Source organism: Blastochloris viridis (assembly GCF_001402875.1).
Lineage (GTDB): Bacteria > Pseudomonadota > Alphaproteobacteria > Rhizobiales > Xanthobacteraceae > Blastochloris > Blastochloris viridis.
Genome location: NZ_CP012946.1, coordinates 2737262 through 2754078, shown reverse-complemented (window position 1 = coordinate 2754078; position 16817 = coordinate 2737262). Strand labels below are relative to the sequence as shown.

The following is a 16817-nucleotide window of genomic DNA, read 5'->3' as shown; positions in this document are numbered from 1 at the left end:
CGGAAGGCGGATCCGGATCCACGAGGTGGGCCGAATCCGGTACTCGAGGGGTTTTGTCATGACCAAAGCTGTGCTGGGAATCATCGGCGGGTCCGGGATCTACGACCTGCCGGGGCTCCAGAACGTCGCCGAAATCGACGTCACCAGCCCGTGGGGCACGCCGTCGTCGCGGCTGAAGCGCGGGCGGATCGGGAGCACGGACATCGTGTTCCTGTCCCGCCACGACGTCGGCCACCGGCTGGCGCCGAGCGACATCGACTACCGCGCCAACATCGATTGCCTGAAGCGCGCCGGCGTCACCGACCTCATTTCGCTGTCGGCGTGCGGCTCGTTCAAGGAAGAACTGGCGCCGGGCACCTTCGTGCTGGTCGACCAGTTCGTCGATCGCACCACCCGCCGCCAGTCGTCGTTCTTCGGCCGCGGCTGCGTCGCCCACGTCTCGATGGCCCATCCGGTGGCGCCGAAGCTGGTCGACCGCGTCGCCTCGGCGGCCGCAGCGGAGGGCATCAAGGCGGTGCGCGGCGGCACCTATGTCTGCATGGAGGGGCCGCAGTTCTCCACCCTCGCCGAAAGCCTCAGCTACAAGTCGGCCGGCTATGACGTGATCGGCATGACCAACATGCCGGAGGCCAAGCTCGCCCGCGAGGCGGAGATCTCGTACGCCAGCGTGTGCATGGTCACCGATTTCGACTGCTGGCACCCCGGCCACGACGCGGTGACGGTGACCGACATCATCCGCGTCCTCACCGAGAACGCCGAGAAGGCCAAGCACCTGGTCGGCCGGCTGGCGGCCGACTTTCCGGCCGAGCATGAGCCGTGCCCGGTCGGGTCGGACCGTGCGCTGGACTTCGCCATCATCACCGCGCCGAACGCTCGCGATCCGATCCTGCTGTCAAAGCTGGACGCCGTGGCGGGCCGGGTGTTGAAGACGGCATAGGGACGATTTCTGCGGACCGTGGCCGGCTGCCCTGGGCGGCGCCGGCGCGGCTCGCAAACTGTCGAGCGGGGTGAGGTCGGCGACGCCGCGGCGTGCCGGGCTTCATCCACCTGGGGCGAAGAGGGGCGAGCATGATCCTGAAAGACGCAGTCCGAACCATTCCCGATTACCCCAAGCCGGGGATTCTGTTCCGCGACATCACCACGCTGCTCGGCTGCCCGCGGGCGTTTCGCCAGGCCGTCGATGAGTTGGTGCAGCCGTGGGCGGGCGGCAAGATCGACAAGGTGGCGGGGATCGAGGCGCGCGGCTTCATCATCGGCGGCGCGGTGGCGCACCAGCTCTCTGCCGGCTTCGTGCCGATCCGCAAGAGGGGCAAGCTGCCGCATCAGACCGTGCGGATGGCCTATGCGCTCGAATACGGCACCGACGAGATGGAGATGCACGTCGACGCGGTAACGCCGGGCGAGAAGGTCATCCCTGGTCGACGACCTGATCGCCACCGGCGGCACGGCGATCGGCGCCGTCAACCTGCTGCGCAACATCGGCGCCGAGGTGGTGTCGGCCTGCTTCATCATCGATTTGCCGGACCTCGGCGGCCGGAGCAAGCTCGAGGCGCTCGGCGTGCCGGTGCGCACGTTGATCGAATTCGACGGGCACTGAGCCGACGCACGCCAGTCCTCATGCTGGGGGCGCCCGCGACAGCGGGCGTCTCGAAGCATGAGGCGAGCTGGCGTTGGTGGAAGGTCAAGCTCAAAGGCCGGATCATCCTTCGAGACGCGGCCTTCAGGCCGCTCGTCAGGATAAGGCGGCCCGCCGATTGCGTAGCCCCGTCACGCCGGCCGGCGCTCGACGAACACCGCGCCGTCGAACGAGAACACCAGTTCGCCGGTCTGGTTGCTTGCGGTGACGGTCATCTTGGCGAGACCCCAGCCCGGCCGCGACACCGACACGCGTGCACTGGTCCACTCCAGCCGGTAGCTCACGACGTCGTCGGCTTGGACCGGCCTCAGCCACTTCAAATCGCGAAAGCCCGGCGAGGGGCCGAGCTTCGCCACCCGCTCGCCGCGTGCCGTCATCTCGTCGGTGTAGCGGCGGCAGTAAGCGGTCCACAGCTGCATGAACACCGCGCCGGTGTGCCAGCCCGATGCCGTCAGCCGGCCGAAATGGCTCGCGGCCGCCAGCGCCTCGTCGACGTGGAACGGCTGCGGGTCGAACGCGGTCGAGAACCGGCGGATTTCGTCGGCGGTGAAGGTGTGGCGGCCGAGTTCCTCGACCTCGCCGATCACGATGTCCTCTAGAAATCTCATGCTGCCTCCGCGCCGCCGTGCCGGCCGATCATGATGGTGGCGACCTGCCGCATGATCGGCTTGCCGGTCGCGCCGACCAGATCGAAGCGGAAGCGGACGATCCCGACGCCGGGCCGGCTTCGGGAAGGCCGCGCCTCCAGCACCTCGCCTTGCAGCGTGACGACCTCGCCGGGCCGCAGCGGCTGCAGCCAGGTCACCTCCTCGATGCCGGGGGAGCCATGGCTATCGGTGTTGCCGATGAAGGCGTCGAACAGCATCCGCATCTGGATGGCGCAGGTGTGCCAGCCGGAGGCCGCCAGTCCGCCCAGAATCGAGGCGCGGCCGGCATCTTCGTCGAGGTGGAAGGGCTGCGGGTCGAATTCGGCGGCGAACGCCACGATCTCCTCGCGGGTGACGAGGCGCGGGCCGAAGCTGATGGTCCAGCCTGGGGGGAAATCTTCGAAATAAAGGCGCGGCATTACGGGGTTTCCGGATGATCGGCGCTTTTCTTCCCTCTCCCCTTGCGGGAGAGGGTGGCGAGACCGAGCGTCAGCGAGGTCGAGCCGGGTGAGGGGGCCCTTCGAGTGCGCCCAAATTCACGCCTCATCCGCCTCGCGATCTTTCGATCGCTCGGCGCCCTCTCCCACAAGAGGAGAGGGAAGCAAGAAGCCGAGCCAATCACCCGAGAACCCCCTCAATTCGCAAAGCGGAAATGCAACACGTCGCCATCGGCGACGACGTACTCCTTGCCCTCGAGCCTGAGCTTGCCGGCCTCGCGCGCGCCCGCTTCGCCACCGCAGCCGACAAAGTCGGCATAGGCGATGGTCTCGGCGCGGATGAAGCCCTTCTCGAAGTCGGTGTGGATGACGCCGGCGGCGGCGGGCGCCTTGGTGCCGGCGGTGATGGTCCAGGCCCGCGTCTCCTTCGGCCCGACGGTGAAATAGGTGACGAGGCCGAGCAAAGCGTAGCCCTCGCGGATCAGGCGGTCGAGGCCGGGCTCGGTGAGACCGACGGCGTCGAGATACTCCGCCCGCTCGGCCGGCGGCAGCACCGCGATCTCGCTTTCGATCTTGGCCGAGATCACCACCGAGCGCTCGCCTTCCTCCTTGGCGCGCTGGGCGACCCTGGCGGACGCGGAATTGCCGGTTGCGGCCGAGCCTTCCTCGACGTTGCAGACGTAGAGCACGGGCTTGGAGGACAAAAGACCGAGGCCGGCGAAGGTCTTGTCCTCGCCCTGCTTCAGCTCGACCAGCCGCGCCGGCTTGCCCTCGCGCAGCAGCACCAAGGCGCGCATCATCAGGTCGAGGAGTTCCTTGGCGTCCTTGTCGCCGCCCTTGGCCTTCTTCTCGGCGGCGACGACGCGCTTTTCGAGGCTGTCGAGGTCGGCCAGCATCAGCTCGGTCTCGATGGTCTCGATGTCGGCGACGGGGTCGATCTTGCCCTCGACGTGGGTGACGTCGTCGTCCTCGAAGCAGCGCACCACGTGGGCGATGGCGTCGACCTCGCGGATGTTGGCGAGGAACTGGTTGCCGAGCCCTTCGCCCTTCGAGGCGCCGCGCACCAGGCCGGCGATGTCGACAAAGGTGAGGCGGGTCGGGATGATCTGCGCCGACTTGCCCTCGCGCGCTAGCTCATCGAGCCGGGGGTCGGGCACCGCCACCTCGCCGACGTTGGGCTCGATGGTGCAGAATGGGTAGTTCGCCGCCTGCGCCGCCGCGGTCTGGGTCAGCGCGTTGAACAGGGTCGACTTGCCGACGTTCGGCAGGCCGACGATGCCGCATTTGAAGCCCATAAGGCCGCTCCCGTGTTGATGCCGGCGACCTTCAAGGCTGAGATCGCTCGGTGTAATAGCCGACACTGTCTTTGACTCGCCACCTCATCCTGAGGAGCGGCCGAAAGGCCGCGTCTCGAAGGATGATCCAGCGGACACCGCCCTCGTGCTTCGAGACGGCTGCTGCGCAGCCTCCTCAGCATGAGGGCTCACGTTGAACCGCCCGCGCTCAGCTCTCCGGCTTGCCCGGCCGTTTCGGATTGGCGAAGCCCTTGGCATCGAGCGCGAGGTGTACCCGGTTCTGGAACGTGCCCTCGTCGCCGGCGGCGATCAGCTCGGCGAAATCGGCCACTGCGTCCGCCACCGCCTCCACCCACGGCCGTTCCGATTTGGCGAAGTCGTTCAGCACATAGTCATGGACCAGCGCCTTGTCGCCGGGGTGGCCGATGCCGAGCCGCACCCGCCAGTAGTCGTTGCCGCAATGGGCGGAGATCGAGCGCAGGCCGTTATGGCCGGCGATGCCGCCGCCGAGCTTGGTCCGCACCTTGGCCGGCGGCAAATCGAGCTCGTCGTGGAACACCACGATGTCGGCCAGCGTCAGCTTGTAGAAGCGCTGCGCCTCGGCCACCGCGCGGCCGGAGTCGTTCATGTAGGTGGTGGGTTTCAGCAAAATGGCGCGCTCGCGGCCGAGGGAGCCTTCACTGGCCTCGCCTTGGAAGCGCCGCCGCCACGGCGAGAAGCCGTGGCGGCGATGAATGGCCTCGATCGCCATCGCGCCGATATTGTGCCGGTTCCCCGCATAACGATCCCCGGGATTGCCGAGGCCGACGAGAAGTTTCATCGCGGGGAACCGTCAGATCACTTCTTGCCGGCCGGAGCCTTGGCTGCTGCCGCCGGAGCCTTCGCCGCCGCTGCCGCCGGAGCCTTCGCCGCTGCCGCCGGAGCGGCGGTTGCCGCCGTGGCTGCCGGAGCCTCTTCCTTGAAGCCGGACGGCGCCACGATCGTCACCAGGGTCGGGTTCTCGTCCTTGGAGGCCGGCACCACGCCGTCCGGCAGGGCGATGTTGCCAAGGTGGACCGACTGGTTGATGTCGAGGCCGGTGAGGTCGATGTCGATCGCGGTCGGGATCGCTTCCGGCGGGCACAGCAGGGCGAGGGTGTGCTCGACGATGTTGATGGCGCCGCCGCGCTTCACGCCGGGCGATGCCTCGGCCTTGGTGACGTGGATCGGCACCTCGACGCGGACCTTCTGCCCCGACACCAGACGCTGGAAGTCGACGTGGATCGGGAAGTCGCGCACCGGATCGAGCTGATAGTCGCGCGGAATGACGCGATGCTTCTGCCCGTCGAGCTGGATGTCGAACACGGTGGTGAGGAAGCGGCCGGCAAAGATGCGGGCTTTGATCTCGTCGTATTCGAGCGAAATGGTGATGGGCGCCTGCTTGGCACCGTAGATCACGGCCGGGACTCGGCCGGCGCAACGCTCGGCCCGCGCGGCCCCCTTGCCGCTACGCGCACGCGCTGTCGCCTTGAGTTCGCGAATGGTGGTCATAGTGTCCTCGATTGAAAACGCCGCCCGGTGGGCGGCTGATGTCCCGCGCGTCGCCTCCAGGGGTGCGAAGGCGCACAGGGACGGCGCTCTATAGCGGCAGAGGGGCGAAAATTCAACTCGGGGGCGGGCGGGAAGGACGCGCGGTCGCTCCCGGCCGGGAAAGCCTGTCGGGCAGGCGGATGGTCGTTGCCGCGGCCAAGGGCCGAAGGCCCGCGACCATCGTCCGGAAGTGGTCTTGGAGCATCCGCCGATAAGGGTGCACGAGGCGATCGCTCTAAGCCTTTGCGTTGCCGCATTCTCTTTCGTGCAAACGATCCCGGTCTCGCTGACGCTCGCCCGGAATGACGACCTGTTCCCGCCCGCGACGGCATCGCCTCAGTCGAACAGGCTCGACACGCTCTCCTCGCACGCGGTGCGGCCGATCGCTTCGCCGAGCAGGGTGGCGATCGACAGCACCCGGATGTTGCGGGACACCCGCACCGCCTCGGTGGGCTGGATGGAGTCGGTGATCACCAGTTCCTTGATCTTGGAGGCGGTGATGCGCGACACCGCGCCGCCCGACAGCACGCCGTGGGTGATGTAGGCGTAGACCTCGGTCGCGCCCTGCTGCAGCAGCGCTTCGGCGGCATTCACCAGCGTGCCGCCGGAATCGACGATGTCGTCGACCAGGATGCAGATGCGGCCCTCGACGTCGCCGATGATGTTCATCACCTCGCTCTCGCCGGGGCGCTCGCGCCGCTTGTCGACGATGGCGAGCGGGGCGTCGATGCGCTTGGCGATGCCGCGGGCGCGCACCACGCCGCCGACGTCGGGCGATACCACCGTCACCTTGTCGAGCTGGTAACGCTCCTTCACGTCGCGCACCATCACCGGCGAGGCGTAGAGGTTGTCGGTCGGGATGTCGAAGAAGCCCTGGATCTGGCCGGCGTGGAGGTCGAGCGTCAGCACGCGGTCGGCGCCGGCGCGGGTGATCAGATTGGCGACCAGCTTGGCCGAGATCGGCGTGCGCGGGCCGGGCTTGCGATCCTGCCGGGCATAGCCAAAATAAGGGAGAACCGCGGTGATGCGTCGCGCCGAGGCCCGGCGCAGCGCATCGATGATGATCAGGAGCTCCATCAAGTGGTCGTTGGCGGGGAAGGATGTCGATTGAACGACGAAGACGTCCTTTCCGCGCACGTTCTCCTGAATCTCGACGAACACTTCCATGTCGGCGAAGCGCCGGACCACGGCTTTTGCCAGGGGTATTTCGAGATAGGCGCCGATTGCTTCAGCAAGGGCCCGGTTCGAATTACCGGCAACGAGTTTCATTACGCCGTTGCGCGTCGCCATAACGTCGAGAGTCCCTATTACACGAGACCGAGGGACAACGTTGCGATCCCTGATCCCAACCTTGCCGAAAACCGTGAAATCGAAACGGGATTTCAGCGGACGGACGAGAAAGCCTCCGGCCCGGCGGGGCGAAAGTCGGTATCTATCCCCGAGCGCGCTTTAGCCGGCGTCCTGATAACGCCACGGTGACAAGGCGTAAATAGCGCGGACGCAAGTTTACACGGGCGTGATCAATACGGCGCGTAGCTCGCGACCGCGTGGCCGGTGCCGGTTTGCGCTGCGTCAGCGGGGTCGTCGGCGCCTGCGGCCGCGGCCTGCTCGGCCTCAGCCGGGCTGGTTGCCGTACTGTCACCTGACGGTGCGGTCGCGACCTCGGTCGAGGCCGCCGGCTGGCTCGGCGCTTGCGCCAGCCATTGCGAGAGTTCGGCGACGCTCTGGGCGGCAATCTTGGCGACCAGGGCCTCGCTGGCGCCGGCCCACGACTCGCCGGCTGCGGCCGGCTCCTCGCCGGACAGCCGTACGGTCCGCCGCCGGCTGGTGTCGAACACGTCGAGCACCCAGGCGACCCTGCCGTCCGCGCCCTCAGAATGGGACGACAGATAGCCGCGCACCCGGTATTCGGCCTTGTCGGTGCGGGAGACGATCAGCACCCGCCGAGCGACGGATTCCTTGGCGATGTCAGCGACAAGGCGGTCGAACACCGGCTGCGGCGCGCCGGTGATGGACTCGAAGGCGACGGGAACGAGAGCGCTGGCGCCGACGGTCGGCGCCGGTGCGTTGGAAGAGACACAGCCAGCGGCCGCAACCGGCACCGCGAGGGCGAGCGCGACGCGCCGCAACCGCTCTCCGCCCGTTTTCCTGCCGCCAATCCGGGTCGAGCGTCCATCCCCCCGCATGCCAACTCCATGCCGATCGCGTGAGCGACACCTGCGCGCTCAACGGCGCGCAGCGGCATGTTTAATGAAATATTAAAGCCAAGTCGAGGTGTCGGCTGGTTACCGCACCAGCGCGATGGCGCTGATCAGGCGGCCGTAGTCCGGCTCGCCGCGGTGGGTGGTGCGGCGATAGCTGAAGAACCGGGTGTCGTCGGCATAGGTATCGAGGCCGAGGTCCTCGATGGTGCCGACCCCGGCGTCCGCCAGCCGGTCGCGGATGAAGCCGGGCAGGTCGAACCTCACCCGGTCGCCGGCACTGGCTATGAAGTAGCGCTCGCTGCCAGCTTGCGCCGCCGCGACCCGGGCGACGAAATCGGGGCCGACCTCATAGGATGGCTGGCGGATCACCGGGCCGATGGCGGCAATGATGCGCGCGCGCGCCGCGCCGAGCTGCACCATCGCCTCGACGGTGGCGGCCAGCACGCCGTCGACCGCGCCGCGCCAGCCGGCGTGGGCGGCGCCGATAATACCGGCCTCGCGGTCGGCGAACAGCACCGGGCCGCAGTCGGCGGTGGTGATGCCGAGCGCGATCCCCGGACGGTCGGTCACCATGGCGTCGGCCTTGGGTGCCGTGCCGCGCTCCCACGGCTCCCGCACCGTCGCCACGTTCGGCGAATGCACCTGGTAGACGCTGACCAGCGGGCCGGCGACGCCGAGCGCCGCCACCATCCGCGCCCGGTTCTCTTGAACAAGGGCGGGATCGTCGCTGGAGCCCTGGCCGCCATTGAGGCTGGCATAGATGCCCGCCGACGCTCCGCCCTGGCGGGTGAAGAAGGCGTGGCGGACATGGCCGAGCGCGGCCAGTTGCGGCGAGGTGATGACGGGCAGGGGAGCGGTTTCCATGGATGCAATTTCGCTGGTTCGGGGGCAGTCGATCAAGCCTCGAACCCTGCCAGCGGCCCCATCCTCGGGTCTTTGACCGCCAGCACCTTGAACAGATCGCCCATGGCGTCGGCACCGGTAAGACGATGCCGCGCCGCTGCGATGCCCTCGGCTTGATCGGGCGCAGCCGCCGCCAGCCGTGCCGCCCGCGCGTCGATGCCGAGCGCCTTGAGGAAGGCGCCCTGCGTCACCGGGCCGTGCACCGAAGCGCCGGCCTCGCGGGCGGCTGCCGCCAGCGCGGCGAAATCGACGTGGCTGGTGAGGTCGGCCTCACCGGGGTCGGAAAGCGGGTCGGCGAAGGCGTGGCCCCTCACCGCCTGGAAGGTGTCGCCGACGCCGCTCAGGGCGTGGCCGTAATCGATCAGCAGCGCCGCGCCGCCGTCGGTGGCCACACGGGCGGCGATGTCGCGCGCCGCCGCGGCCCGCGCCGGCGAGAGTTCGATCAGGCTGCCGATCGGGACGCCGCCGAATGCGGTGGGGATGGCGGCGTCAGGATAGCGCACCGGCGACAGGCCGAAGGCGAGCGTCCCGCCATCGAGGCCGACCTGGCGCTCGTGCCAGCCTTGGGGCGTCCTCACCAGCTGGATGATCGGCAGGGCGTCGAGAAACTCGTTTGCAATCAGCAGCATCGGGCCGGCTGGCACCTCATCCAGCCGGTCGTGCCAGGCGATCGGAACCCCGGCGCCGGCGAGCGCCATGCGCTGGTGCTGCCGCAGCACCGGGCTGGTTTCGACCAGATGCACCGAGACGGCGGCCCGCAGCGCCGGCACCACCTTCAGCGCCCGCAGCGTATCGGCCATCAGCGTGCCGCGGCCAGGGCCGAGTTCGACCAGGGCGATTTGCGCCGGCTGGTTCATCCGCACCCAGGCGTCGGCGCACCACAGCCCGACCAGCTCGCCGAACATCTGCGAGATTTCCGGTGCGGTGACGAAGTCGCCGGTCCGGCCGAGCGGGTCGCGCGTGACGTAATAGCCGAGCCGCGGGTGGCCGAGGCACAGCGCCATGTAGCGCGCCAGCGACAGCGGCCCGTCGGTGCGGATCAGCTCGGCAATCTCGCGCTGGAGCGGCGTCATCCCCGCGCCGGCTTGATCAGTGCGCGGACGATGAAGATCACCCCGACCACGATCATCGGGAACGACAGCAGCATGCCCATGGTCATGCCGCCCCACAGAAAGCCGATCTGCGGGTCGGGCTGGCGGAACAGCTCGCCGACGGTGCGGGCGATGCCGTAGCCGGTGGCGAACATCGCCGCGACCAAACCGGGCCGGCGCAACGCGCCAAGCCGGATCGCGACCATCGCCAGCGCGAACAGGCAGATGCCCTCCAGCCCCGCCTGATAAAGCTGGCTGGGGTGGCGCGGCTCCGGCCCGCCGTTGGGGAAGATCACCCCCCACGGCACGTCGGTGACGCGGCCCCACAGTTCCGAATTGATGAAATTGGCGATGCGGCCGAGGAACAGCCCGATCGGAACGGTGGCGGCGACGAGGTCGAACAGCGACCACACCGGGATGCCGCGGCTCCGGGCGAACAGCACCATCGCCACCACGGTGCCGACGAAGCCGCCGTGGAACGACATGCCGCCGCGCCACACCATCAGCGCGTCGACCGGGTGCTGGCTGTAATAATCGAAATTGTAGACCAGCACGAAGCCCAGCCGGCCGCCGAGGATGACGCCGAGCGCGATCCAAAGCAGCGCGTCGTCGAGATCGGACGGCTTCATCGGGGCGGTGCCGCCCCACAGCGCCGGGTTGGACACCAGGCGCCGCGTCAGCCACCAGCCGAGCATGAGGCCGCCGATATAGGCCAGCGCATACCAGCGGATGGCGAACGGGCCGATCGACACCAAAATGGGGTCGAACGCCGGAAACGGAATGGCGAGCAACGGCGGCGAAGCGAGCATCGGTAGCATGAGGACGGAAGTGCCCGCCGCCGCCCGGCTCGTCAAGGCCGCTTCGCTTCAGATAGGGACGCGGCGGGCGCGGGGCCGTTATGCCGGCCGGAACGCGCCGATTCCACCCGCCGCGTCATCGGCGCGTCAGCGGTCTTTGGTGGGATCCGGAGATCACGTCGTGAGTCCGGATCCCACCTCGCCGAAAATCCCCATGCGGAAGCGGAGTTTCGGCGAACGGCGGCGGGATGCCGGCCAGGTCGGCCGGCGTCCCGATCAATCGTCGTCGTCGAACCAGCCCTGCTCGGCCTGCTTGTGGCAGGCCTTGCAGTCGCCCTTGAACTTGGCGCCGGCGCGTTTCAACGCCGCCGGGGCGACGCGGTCCTTGCGCTCGTGCTTGCGCTGCCACGACGGCAGCTCGGTGATGCGCAGCGGAGCGTCGGTCGCCGCCAGTCCGCGCAGCGTCACGCGGTTGTTGCCGGCTTTGTCGGCGGCATTGGCGGTGAGGTCGTCGGTGACCCGGCGCGCGGTCGCATCATCGAGCGCGGCGTTGTCGCCGAAATGGTCGTCCAGCCCGGCCATGAGCGCCACCCACGACCGCGCCGGCAGCAGGCCGGGCGGATAGAGCATGTGGCAGGACGCGCATTCCTTGGCCACCACCGGGTCCGATACCGGTGCGAGCCGCACGTCGTGGCCGCGGCGATGGTCGCCGCCATGGCCGCGATCGTGGGCGATCAGCGGCGTTGCCACCAGCGCCAGCGCGGCGAGAGGCCCGGCGGCGAGGGCGCCGATCTTGATCCAACGAGGCATGTCATCCGTCCTTGAGGTCATCGGGGTTCACTGGCTGAGCAGGAAGGCCAGGCTGTCCGCCTTTTCCTGCGCGGAGCAGGCGCGGCCGAGCACGTCCTTGCAGTTGCGGCCGAACCACTTCTCGACCTCGGCCGGGTCGGTGTAGCGGCCCGGCGCCACCGAGGCGGCCATCGGTTCGATCGGCTTGCCGGCCTTGGCGCGGCCAGGGCCCTTGAGGTCGGCGGTGTGGCAGGCGGTGCAGGCCGGGGTGTCCGGCTTGCCGCCGCCGTGCTGGGCGAAGAAGAAGGCCCGGCCGCGCTCGGCGGTGGCGGCGAAGCCCGGCTCGCCGGTGCGGGCGGCGGCGACATAGCCGTCCAGAACGGTGCGCTGGGCGGCGGTGGGCTCGGCCAGGGCAATGGCGGGCCACAGCAGGGCGCAGGCGAGCGCGAGCGGGCGGGTGGCGCGAACGGAGGCGCAAATCATCGGCATCGGTCCATTTCGATCGTGAGGATGGGAGATCGGGTGGCGAATCAGGCGCGCATGCCGGGCAGCATCCGGGCCAGGGCGCCGTCGCGCAGCGCGAGCTGGTGGAAGATCGCCGCCGCGGCGTGGACGCCGGCCAGAATCACGATCAGGTTGCCGGCGAACTCGTGCATCTCCTCGAAGCCATGCGCCATCTCGCGGTCGGGCGCGACCAGCGGCGGCAGCACGAACAGCCCGAACACGCCGATGTCGCGGCCCTTGGCCCACACCATCAGCATGCCGGTCAGCGGCACAGCGATGAGGGCGGCATAGAGCGCGTAGTGCATGGCGCGGGCGGCGAGCTGGACGAGGGGCGAGCCCGGCACCGGCACCGGGCGGGACGCCGCGGCCATCCAGGCGAATCGCACCACGGTCAGCGCGATCACCGCCACGCCGAGCGAAATATGCAGCCCGACCATCTCGGTCTTGGCGGGGCCCTTCACCATCTCCTCGAACACCTGCGCGGTGGCGAAGGCGGCGATGACCGCAGCAGCGGTCAGCCAGTGCAGCGCCTGGGACAACGGGTCGTAGCGGAGGACGGCGGGCGTTGAGGCAGCGGTCATGGTCGGCTCCTTGTTCGAGTGGAGCCAGTTTGCCGGCCGGCACTGATGACGATCTGACGCCCGCCGTCAGCGGACTGTCAGGACGCCGCTTTCGCCGCCGGCGCGGCATTTTTCACCGGCCTGTGGATGGCGCGCCAACAAACCGTCGCAAACCCGCTTGCGGCGGGCAGGTGGGTTCGCTATAAGCCCGCGGCCAGCCGGCGATTGCCGGCGCCGGCGTGTCGGAGTGTAGCGCAGTCTGGTAGCGCACCTCGTTCGGGACGAGGGGGTCGCAGGTTCAAATCCTGCCACTCCGACCAATTATTCCAATAGCTTACCACGGCACCCCGAGCCGCCACAACCAAAACCGCCACAGGGTCCGCCACAGGGTCACGGTTTCTGTCCTTTCCCAGGCCGGTCGAACACGTCGCGAATCCCGGCGAGCCCGGCCGGGTTGTGGTGGCCATACACCCGGAACACGGTCTCGGCGCTCATGCCGAGATAAGCCCCGGCGTCCATGGGCGATTTCCCCTCCTGCATGATCCACGACGCTGCAGAATGCCGCAGCGTGTGGGCGGTCACCTCCGGACCAAGCCCTGCCACGGCGACGGCGTGACGAAACGCCTTCGCGACTTTCTTGGTTGGCTGCTGATTCATAGGGCTCCGCTGATGTGGCGGCGGCCTTCGGATGGGCGTGAAGCGCTATGAGCTGAGCGAGCGGCAGCGGGCACGGATTTCGGCCCTGTTGCCGGGAAAGGCGGGGGACCCTGGCCGGACCGGGGCGGATATTCGCCTGTTCGTCATCGCTGCCTGTGGGTGCTGCGCGCCGGGGCGCACTGGAAGGACCTCCCCGAGCGCTATGGCAAATGGCAGACGGTCCACCACCGCTTCAGCCGCTGGTGCCACTCCGGGGTGTGGGAGAGGGTGTTCGCGGCGCTCTCCGGCCGACCGCGACAATCAATACCTGATGCTCGACAGCACCATCGTGCGGGCGCACCAGCAGGCGGCGAGCGGAAAAGGGCGACCAAGGATCAGGCGCTGGGGGCGTTCCCGTGGGGGACTGACCACCATGATCCACCTTCCGGCCGACGCGCTCGGCCGGTCGCTGCGCCTCCTCGTCACCGCCGGTCAGTGCGGTGACGTCCCCCACACGGAGGCTTTGCTAAAGGGCAATAGCCGCCGCTTCGTGTCGCCGGCGTGTGCCGATCGCCGCCCGAAACCGGGAGATCCGAAGGGCCGACCAGCGTTTTGTTGATGCTGGGCATGGCGGTGAAGTCGAAGGTGTCGAAGCTCTTGGTGGCGGGAGAACGGGCCCGGCGAATACGCCGTTCGGTGACGCGGCGCTCGCGGTCGAGAATCTCCCGCTCGACCAGGCGGAGCAGAAAGCGGGTATGGTTGAGGCCGTCGAGTTCGCCACGCTGGAATGGGTCGACTGGTTCAACCATCGCCGGTTGCTTGAGCCCATCGGCAATATCCCGCCGGCCGAAGCCAAGGCGCGCGACCACGCCATGCCGGGCCACACAGTGGTGGCCGCGTAACTCAAGCCGACACCGCCTGCGGCAAATCCGGGGCGGTTCACGGCTCAGGGGGCATCCGCCCGTAAGCTTGGGGCGCGGAGGAGGCGAACAATGTGGCCGATGGCGTCCTCGTCTGAGAGCCCTTCATCGCCAGTGACCGCCAAGGCCGCGCGAATCTCAAGCTGGCTGTCGAGCCAGAACTGGACCAGCGCACCGCCCATGATCGCGGCGAGCCCGGGCGGCAGGTCATCGCGGATAAAGCCGGTGTCCTGGGCGCGCTGCATGAGGGCGACGACCGGCTGCGTCATTTGCTCGGAGCGGGAGACGCGTTCATCCTGCAGGCCGTCCAACCGTCGCCACAGGTTGAACCGGAACGCTAAGGGCCGGGCCTTCCAGAACGCCAGGTAAGCTCGAAGCATCATAGTGACGGCTTCACCCGGCGGCAGGGCCATGTCGACGGCGTCGGCCATGAAGGCCATGAAATCGGCTGTGATCTGTTCCCCAACCACACGCCACAACGCTTCCTTTCCCCCGAAGTGGTGGTTGAGCAGCGGCTGGGAGACACCCGCCGTTTGGGCGATCTGACGGGTTCCGGCGCCATGGAACCCCTCGGCCGCGAATACGGCAAGCGCGGCTTCAACGATGGCGTTGCGGGCGTCGCCTTGCGGAAAAGTGGGGCGCAGTTCCGGCACTGACGGGTCTCCAGTCGAATCCTTCACGCTGATCGCATGATCAGCGTTGACTGATCAACTGATCAGCGATAGGTGGTGCGCGCCTTCAGGAGGTGCACGTGACCGCTCAGACCCAGCTCGCCAAAACCTTCGTCCTCATCCCTGGCGCATGCCACGGCGGCTGGTGCTACGACCGGGTCGCTGCAATCCTGCGATCACAGGGGCATCGGGTGTTTGCGCCCACGTTGGCTGGGGTGGCGGAGCGCGCCTCCATGGATGCTCGCCGGATTAACCTGACCACCCATGTTGACGAAATCGTCGAGCTGTTCCAGCGGGAAAACCTTGGCGACGTGGTCCTGTGCGGCCATTCCTATGGCGGCATGGTCATAGCCGGCGTTGCAGACCGGATCCCGGACCGCATCAGAAATCTCGTCTTTCTTGACGCCGTCGTGCCTGAGAACGGCAAATGCATGAACGACTATGTCTTTCCCGGCTGGCGGTTGCTGCCCATCCTGATCTCGGTCTGGCTGTTCGGTGGCGGTTACAAACTGACGCCGCCGCCACCGGCCTGGTTTTTTAAGGTGAACAAGGCGGATCGAGCCATGGTGAACCGACGTCTCACGGGGCATCCATACCTGACGCTGACCGAGAAAATCCGGATCGGGAACAATGCCGACCGCATCCCGAACCACACCTACATATACGCTACGAACTGGGGAAATCCTCAGATCGCCAAGCAGTATGAGTTCGCGAAGAAGCGCAAGGGTTGGAAAGTGTTTGAGGTCGGGTGCGGCCACGACGTCATGATCGACGCACCGAATGAATTGGCTCGGATTCTCGGATCAGCGAGCTAGGCGGATCCAAAGCCAATATTCGCTCAGCCTTTTCTCACCGCCGAATTTGACGTTGCCCCCAAGTTTTATCCAGCGATGAGTTCGTTCCTGGCGTTCGGGTTGCCGTTCGGAGCGGGTAGAGCGACGGGAGCTGGCGCGGAGCCCTCGGCATAGCGCAGCGCCAGATCCCGTCGCGGATGGGTGAAGGCAAATTCGGCCGGCGTTCGCCATCCGAGTTTCGAGTGTGGACGCGTTTGATTGTAATCGGCCCGCCAACATCCAAGAATGATGCGAGCCTGGGCCAGCGACGTGAACAGCGTCTCATATACCGCGTCTCCGAAGGAATCCGTCCTGCGCGCTTGCGCCGACATCAGTTGGCGAAGGGGATTTCATCGGCGTCGCGGTATATCATTTAACAGTTCGTCCCGGAGCCGGCCGTTGAAGCTCTCGATGAAGGCATTCTGCGTCGGCTTGCCCGGTGCGATGTAATGCCAGTCGACGCGGGCGGCATCAGCCCATGCCAGGATGGCGTTGCTGGTGAGTTCGGTGCCGTTGTCGCTGACCACTGTCTTCGGCTTGCCGCGCGCGATCGTCAGCCGCTCCAGTTCTCGGGCAACCCGGAAGCCAGAGAGCGAGGTATCGGCCACCAGCGCCAGGCACTCTCGCGTGCAGTCATCGACGATCGTCAGGATCCGGAAACGGCGGCCGTCGGTGAGTTGATCCGACACGAAGTCGAGCGACCAGCGGTCGTTGGGTGCCGCCGGAAGCTGCATCGGCGCCCTGGTCCCGATTGCCCGCTTGCGGCCGCCCCGGCGGCGCACCGCGAGCTTCTCCTCCCGATACAGCCGGAACAACCTCTTGTGATTGATCACGTAGCCCTCCCGCTTGAGCAGCACGTGCAGGCGCCGATAGCCGAACCGGCGGCGCTCATGGGCGATCGCCTTCATCCGCTGGCGAAGGCCAGCCTCGTCCGCCCGGGTCGTCTTGTATCTCATGGTCATGCGGCAGCAGCCGATGGCTTTACACGGCCGCCGTTCGCTCATCTCGAATGCAGATTGCAGATGCGCGACAGCTTTCCGCTTCCCCGCGAGCGTCACCACTTCTTTCCCAGGAGATCCTTCAGCGCCGCATTGTCCAACATGGTGTCGGCCAGCAGCCGTTTTAGCCGGGTGTTCTCGTCCTCCAGCGACCGCAGCCGCTTGGCCTCCGAGACGTCCATCCCGCCGAACTTCGCCTTCCACTTGTAGATGCTGGCATCACTGACGCCGTGCTTGCGGCACAGGTCCGCGACGGTAACCCCGGCCTCGTGCTCCTTCAAAATCCCGATGATCTGCTCTTCCGAAAAACGACTGCGCTTCATGCTC

The 16817-nt window shown here is 67.6% G+C and carries 19 protein-coding genes, 1 tRNA gene and 3 pseudogenes; 7 read left to right on the top strand and 16 right to left on the bottom strand.

The window, feature by feature from the left end; all coding sequences use genetic code 11:
• Positions 1 to 58 precede the first annotated feature (58 nt).
• Positions 59 to 937, top strand: coding sequence for an S-methyl-5'-thioadenosine phosphorylase (locus tag BVIR_RS12055; RefSeq protein WP_055037880.1), 879 nt, complete (start codon positions 59 to 61; stop codon positions 935 to 937).
• 131 nt (positions 938 to 1068) lie between these two features.
• A pseudogene (locus BVIR_RS12050) lies at positions 1069 to 1597 on the top strand (adenine phosphoribosyltransferase).
• A gap of 170 nt (positions 1598 to 1767) precedes the next feature.
• On the opposite strand, the gene BVIR_RS12045 reads toward BVIR_RS12050, so the two are convergent.
• The 6 genes from BVIR_RS12045 to BVIR_RS12020 all read right to left on the bottom strand — a co-directional run bounded on the left by BVIR_RS12045 (position 1768) and on the right by BVIR_RS12020 (position 6808).
• Entirely contained in the window at positions 1768 to 2244 is a 477-nt protein-coding gene (locus BVIR_RS12045) for a MaoC/PaaZ C-terminal domain-containing protein (RefSeq protein WP_055037879.1), read from the bottom strand.
• On the bottom strand, positions 2241 to 2702 hold the full coding sequence (locus BVIR_RS12040; protein ID WP_055037878.1) for a MaoC family dehydratase: 462 nt from the start codon (positions 2700 to 2702) through the stop codon (positions 2241 to 2243). The genes BVIR_RS12045 and BVIR_RS12040 overlap by 4 nt, the downstream gene beginning before the upstream one ends.
• 215 nt (positions 2703 to 2917) lie before the next feature.
• On the bottom strand, positions 2918 to 4015 hold the full coding sequence (ychF, locus tag BVIR_RS12035; protein WP_055037877.1) for a redox-regulated ATPase YchF: 1098 nt from the start codon (positions 4013 to 4015) through the stop codon (positions 2918 to 2920).
• A gap of 208 nt (positions 4016 to 4223) precedes the next feature.
• Complete coding sequence (gene pth, locus BVIR_RS12030; protein WP_055037876.1) at positions 4224 to 4835, bottom strand: aminoacyl-tRNA hydrolase; 612 nt, start codon at positions 4833 to 4835, stop codon at positions 4224 to 4226.
• Between the two features lie 17 nt (positions 4836 to 4852).
• Positions 4853 to 5545, bottom strand: coding sequence for a 50S ribosomal protein L25/general stress protein Ctc (locus tag BVIR_RS12025; protein ID WP_055037875.1), 693 nt, complete (start codon positions 5543 to 5545; stop codon positions 4853 to 4855).
• A gap of 375 nt (positions 5546 to 5920) precedes the next feature.
• Complete coding sequence (locus BVIR_RS12020) at positions 5921 to 6808, bottom strand: ribose-phosphate pyrophosphokinase (RefSeq protein WP_236823766.1); 888 nt, start codon at positions 6806 to 6808, stop codon at positions 5921 to 5923.
• On the opposite strand from BVIR_RS12020, the gene BVIR_RS17255 reads away from it, so the two are divergent.
• Positions 6692 to 7063 (top strand): hypothetical protein, encoded by a 372-nt coding sequence (locus tag BVIR_RS17255; RefSeq protein WP_236823780.1) that lies wholly within the window; start codon positions 6692 to 6694, stop codon positions 7061 to 7063. The genes BVIR_RS12020 and BVIR_RS17255 overlap by 117 nt on opposite strands.
• A 41-nt stretch (positions 7064 to 7104) precedes the next feature.
• Here the strand turns inward: BVIR_RS17255 and BVIR_RS12015 are convergent, their stop codons facing one another.
• The 7 genes from BVIR_RS12015 to BVIR_RS11985 form a co-directional block, all read right to left on the bottom strand.
• Positions 7105 to 7713, bottom strand: coding sequence for a hypothetical protein (locus BVIR_RS12015; protein ID WP_055037873.1), 609 nt, complete (start codon positions 7711 to 7713; stop codon positions 7105 to 7107).
• Positions 7714 to 7869: 156 nt separating this feature from the next.
• Positions 7870 to 8652: a peptidoglycan editing factor PgeF gene (pgeF, locus tag BVIR_RS12010; protein ID WP_055037872.1), complete on the bottom strand. Its 783-nt coding sequence runs from the start codon at positions 8650 to 8652 to the stop codon at positions 7870 to 7872.
• A gap of 32 nt (positions 8653 to 8684) precedes the next feature.
• Positions 8685 to 9764 carry a class I SAM-dependent methyltransferase gene (locus tag BVIR_RS12005; RefSeq protein ID WP_055037871.1) on the bottom strand — a complete coding sequence of 360 codons (1080 nt, stop codon included), beginning with the start codon at positions 9762 to 9764 and terminating at the stop codon, positions 8685 to 8687.
• Positions 9761 to 10591, bottom strand: coding sequence for a prolipoprotein diacylglyceryl transferase (lgt, locus tag BVIR_RS12000; protein ID WP_171841649.1), 831 nt, complete (start codon positions 10589 to 10591; stop codon positions 9761 to 9763). The genes BVIR_RS12005 and lgt overlap by 4 nt, the downstream gene beginning before the upstream one ends.
• Positions 10592 to 10855: 264 nt before the next feature.
• Positions 10856 to 11389, bottom strand: coding sequence for a diheme cytochrome c (locus tag BVIR_RS11995; protein ID WP_055037869.1), 534 nt, complete (start codon positions 11387 to 11389; stop codon positions 10856 to 10858).
• Positions 11390 to 11416: 27 nt separating this feature from the next.
• Positions 11417 to 11857, bottom strand: a complete 441-nt coding sequence (locus BVIR_RS11990) for a DUF1924 domain-containing protein (protein WP_197604357.1) — start codon at positions 11855 to 11857, stop codon at positions 11417 to 11419.
• A gap of 41 nt (positions 11858 to 11898) precedes the next feature.
• Complete coding sequence (locus BVIR_RS11985) at positions 11899 to 12453, bottom strand: cytochrome b (protein ID WP_055037868.1); 555 nt, start codon at positions 12451 to 12453, stop codon at positions 11899 to 11901.
• Between the two features lie 222 nt (positions 12454 to 12675).
• Here BVIR_RS11985 and BVIR_RS11980 point away from each other — a divergent pair.
• A tRNA-Pro gene (locus BVIR_RS11980) sits at positions 12676 to 12752 on the top strand.
• Positions 12753 to 12822: 70 nt separating this feature from the next.
• Here BVIR_RS11980 and BVIR_RS11975 read toward each other — a convergent pair.
• Positions 12823 to 13089 (bottom strand): tyrosine-type recombinase/integrase, encoded by a 267-nt coding sequence (locus BVIR_RS11975; RefSeq protein WP_055037867.1) that lies wholly within the window; start codon positions 13087 to 13089, stop codon positions 12823 to 12825.
• 159 nt (positions 13090 to 13248) lie between these two features.
• Between BVIR_RS11975 and BVIR_RS16500 the strand changes: the two genes are divergently transcribed.
• Positions 13249 to 13572 carry a transposase gene (locus BVIR_RS16500; protein ID WP_169788607.1) on the top strand — a complete coding sequence of 108 codons (324 nt, stop codon included), beginning with the start codon at positions 13249 to 13251 and terminating at the stop codon, positions 13570 to 13572.
• Between the two features lie 257 nt (positions 13573 to 13829).
• Positions 13830 to 13970, top strand: a pseudogene (locus tag BVIR_RS16925) (IS3 family transposase); the annotation flags it as partial.
• Between the two features lie 44 nt (positions 13971 to 14014).
• On the opposite strand, the gene BVIR_RS11965 reads toward BVIR_RS16925, so the two are convergent.
• On the bottom strand, positions 14015 to 14641 hold the full coding sequence (locus tag BVIR_RS11965; RefSeq protein ID WP_055037865.1) for a TetR/AcrR family transcriptional regulator: 627 nt from the start codon (positions 14639 to 14641) through the stop codon (positions 14015 to 14017).
• Between the two features lie 98 nt (positions 14642 to 14739).
• Between BVIR_RS11965 and BVIR_RS11960 the strand changes: the two genes are divergently transcribed.
• On the top strand, positions 14740 to 15474 hold the full coding sequence (locus BVIR_RS11960; RefSeq protein WP_055038863.1) for an alpha/beta fold hydrolase: 735 nt from the start codon (positions 14740 to 14742) through the stop codon (positions 15472 to 15474).
• Between the two features lie 65 nt (positions 15475 to 15539).
• Here BVIR_RS11960 and BVIR_RS16485 read toward each other — a convergent pair.
• A pseudogene (locus BVIR_RS16485) lies at positions 15540 to 16813 on the bottom strand (IS3 family transposase).
• Between the last annotated feature and the right edge of the window lie 4 nt (positions 16814 to 16817).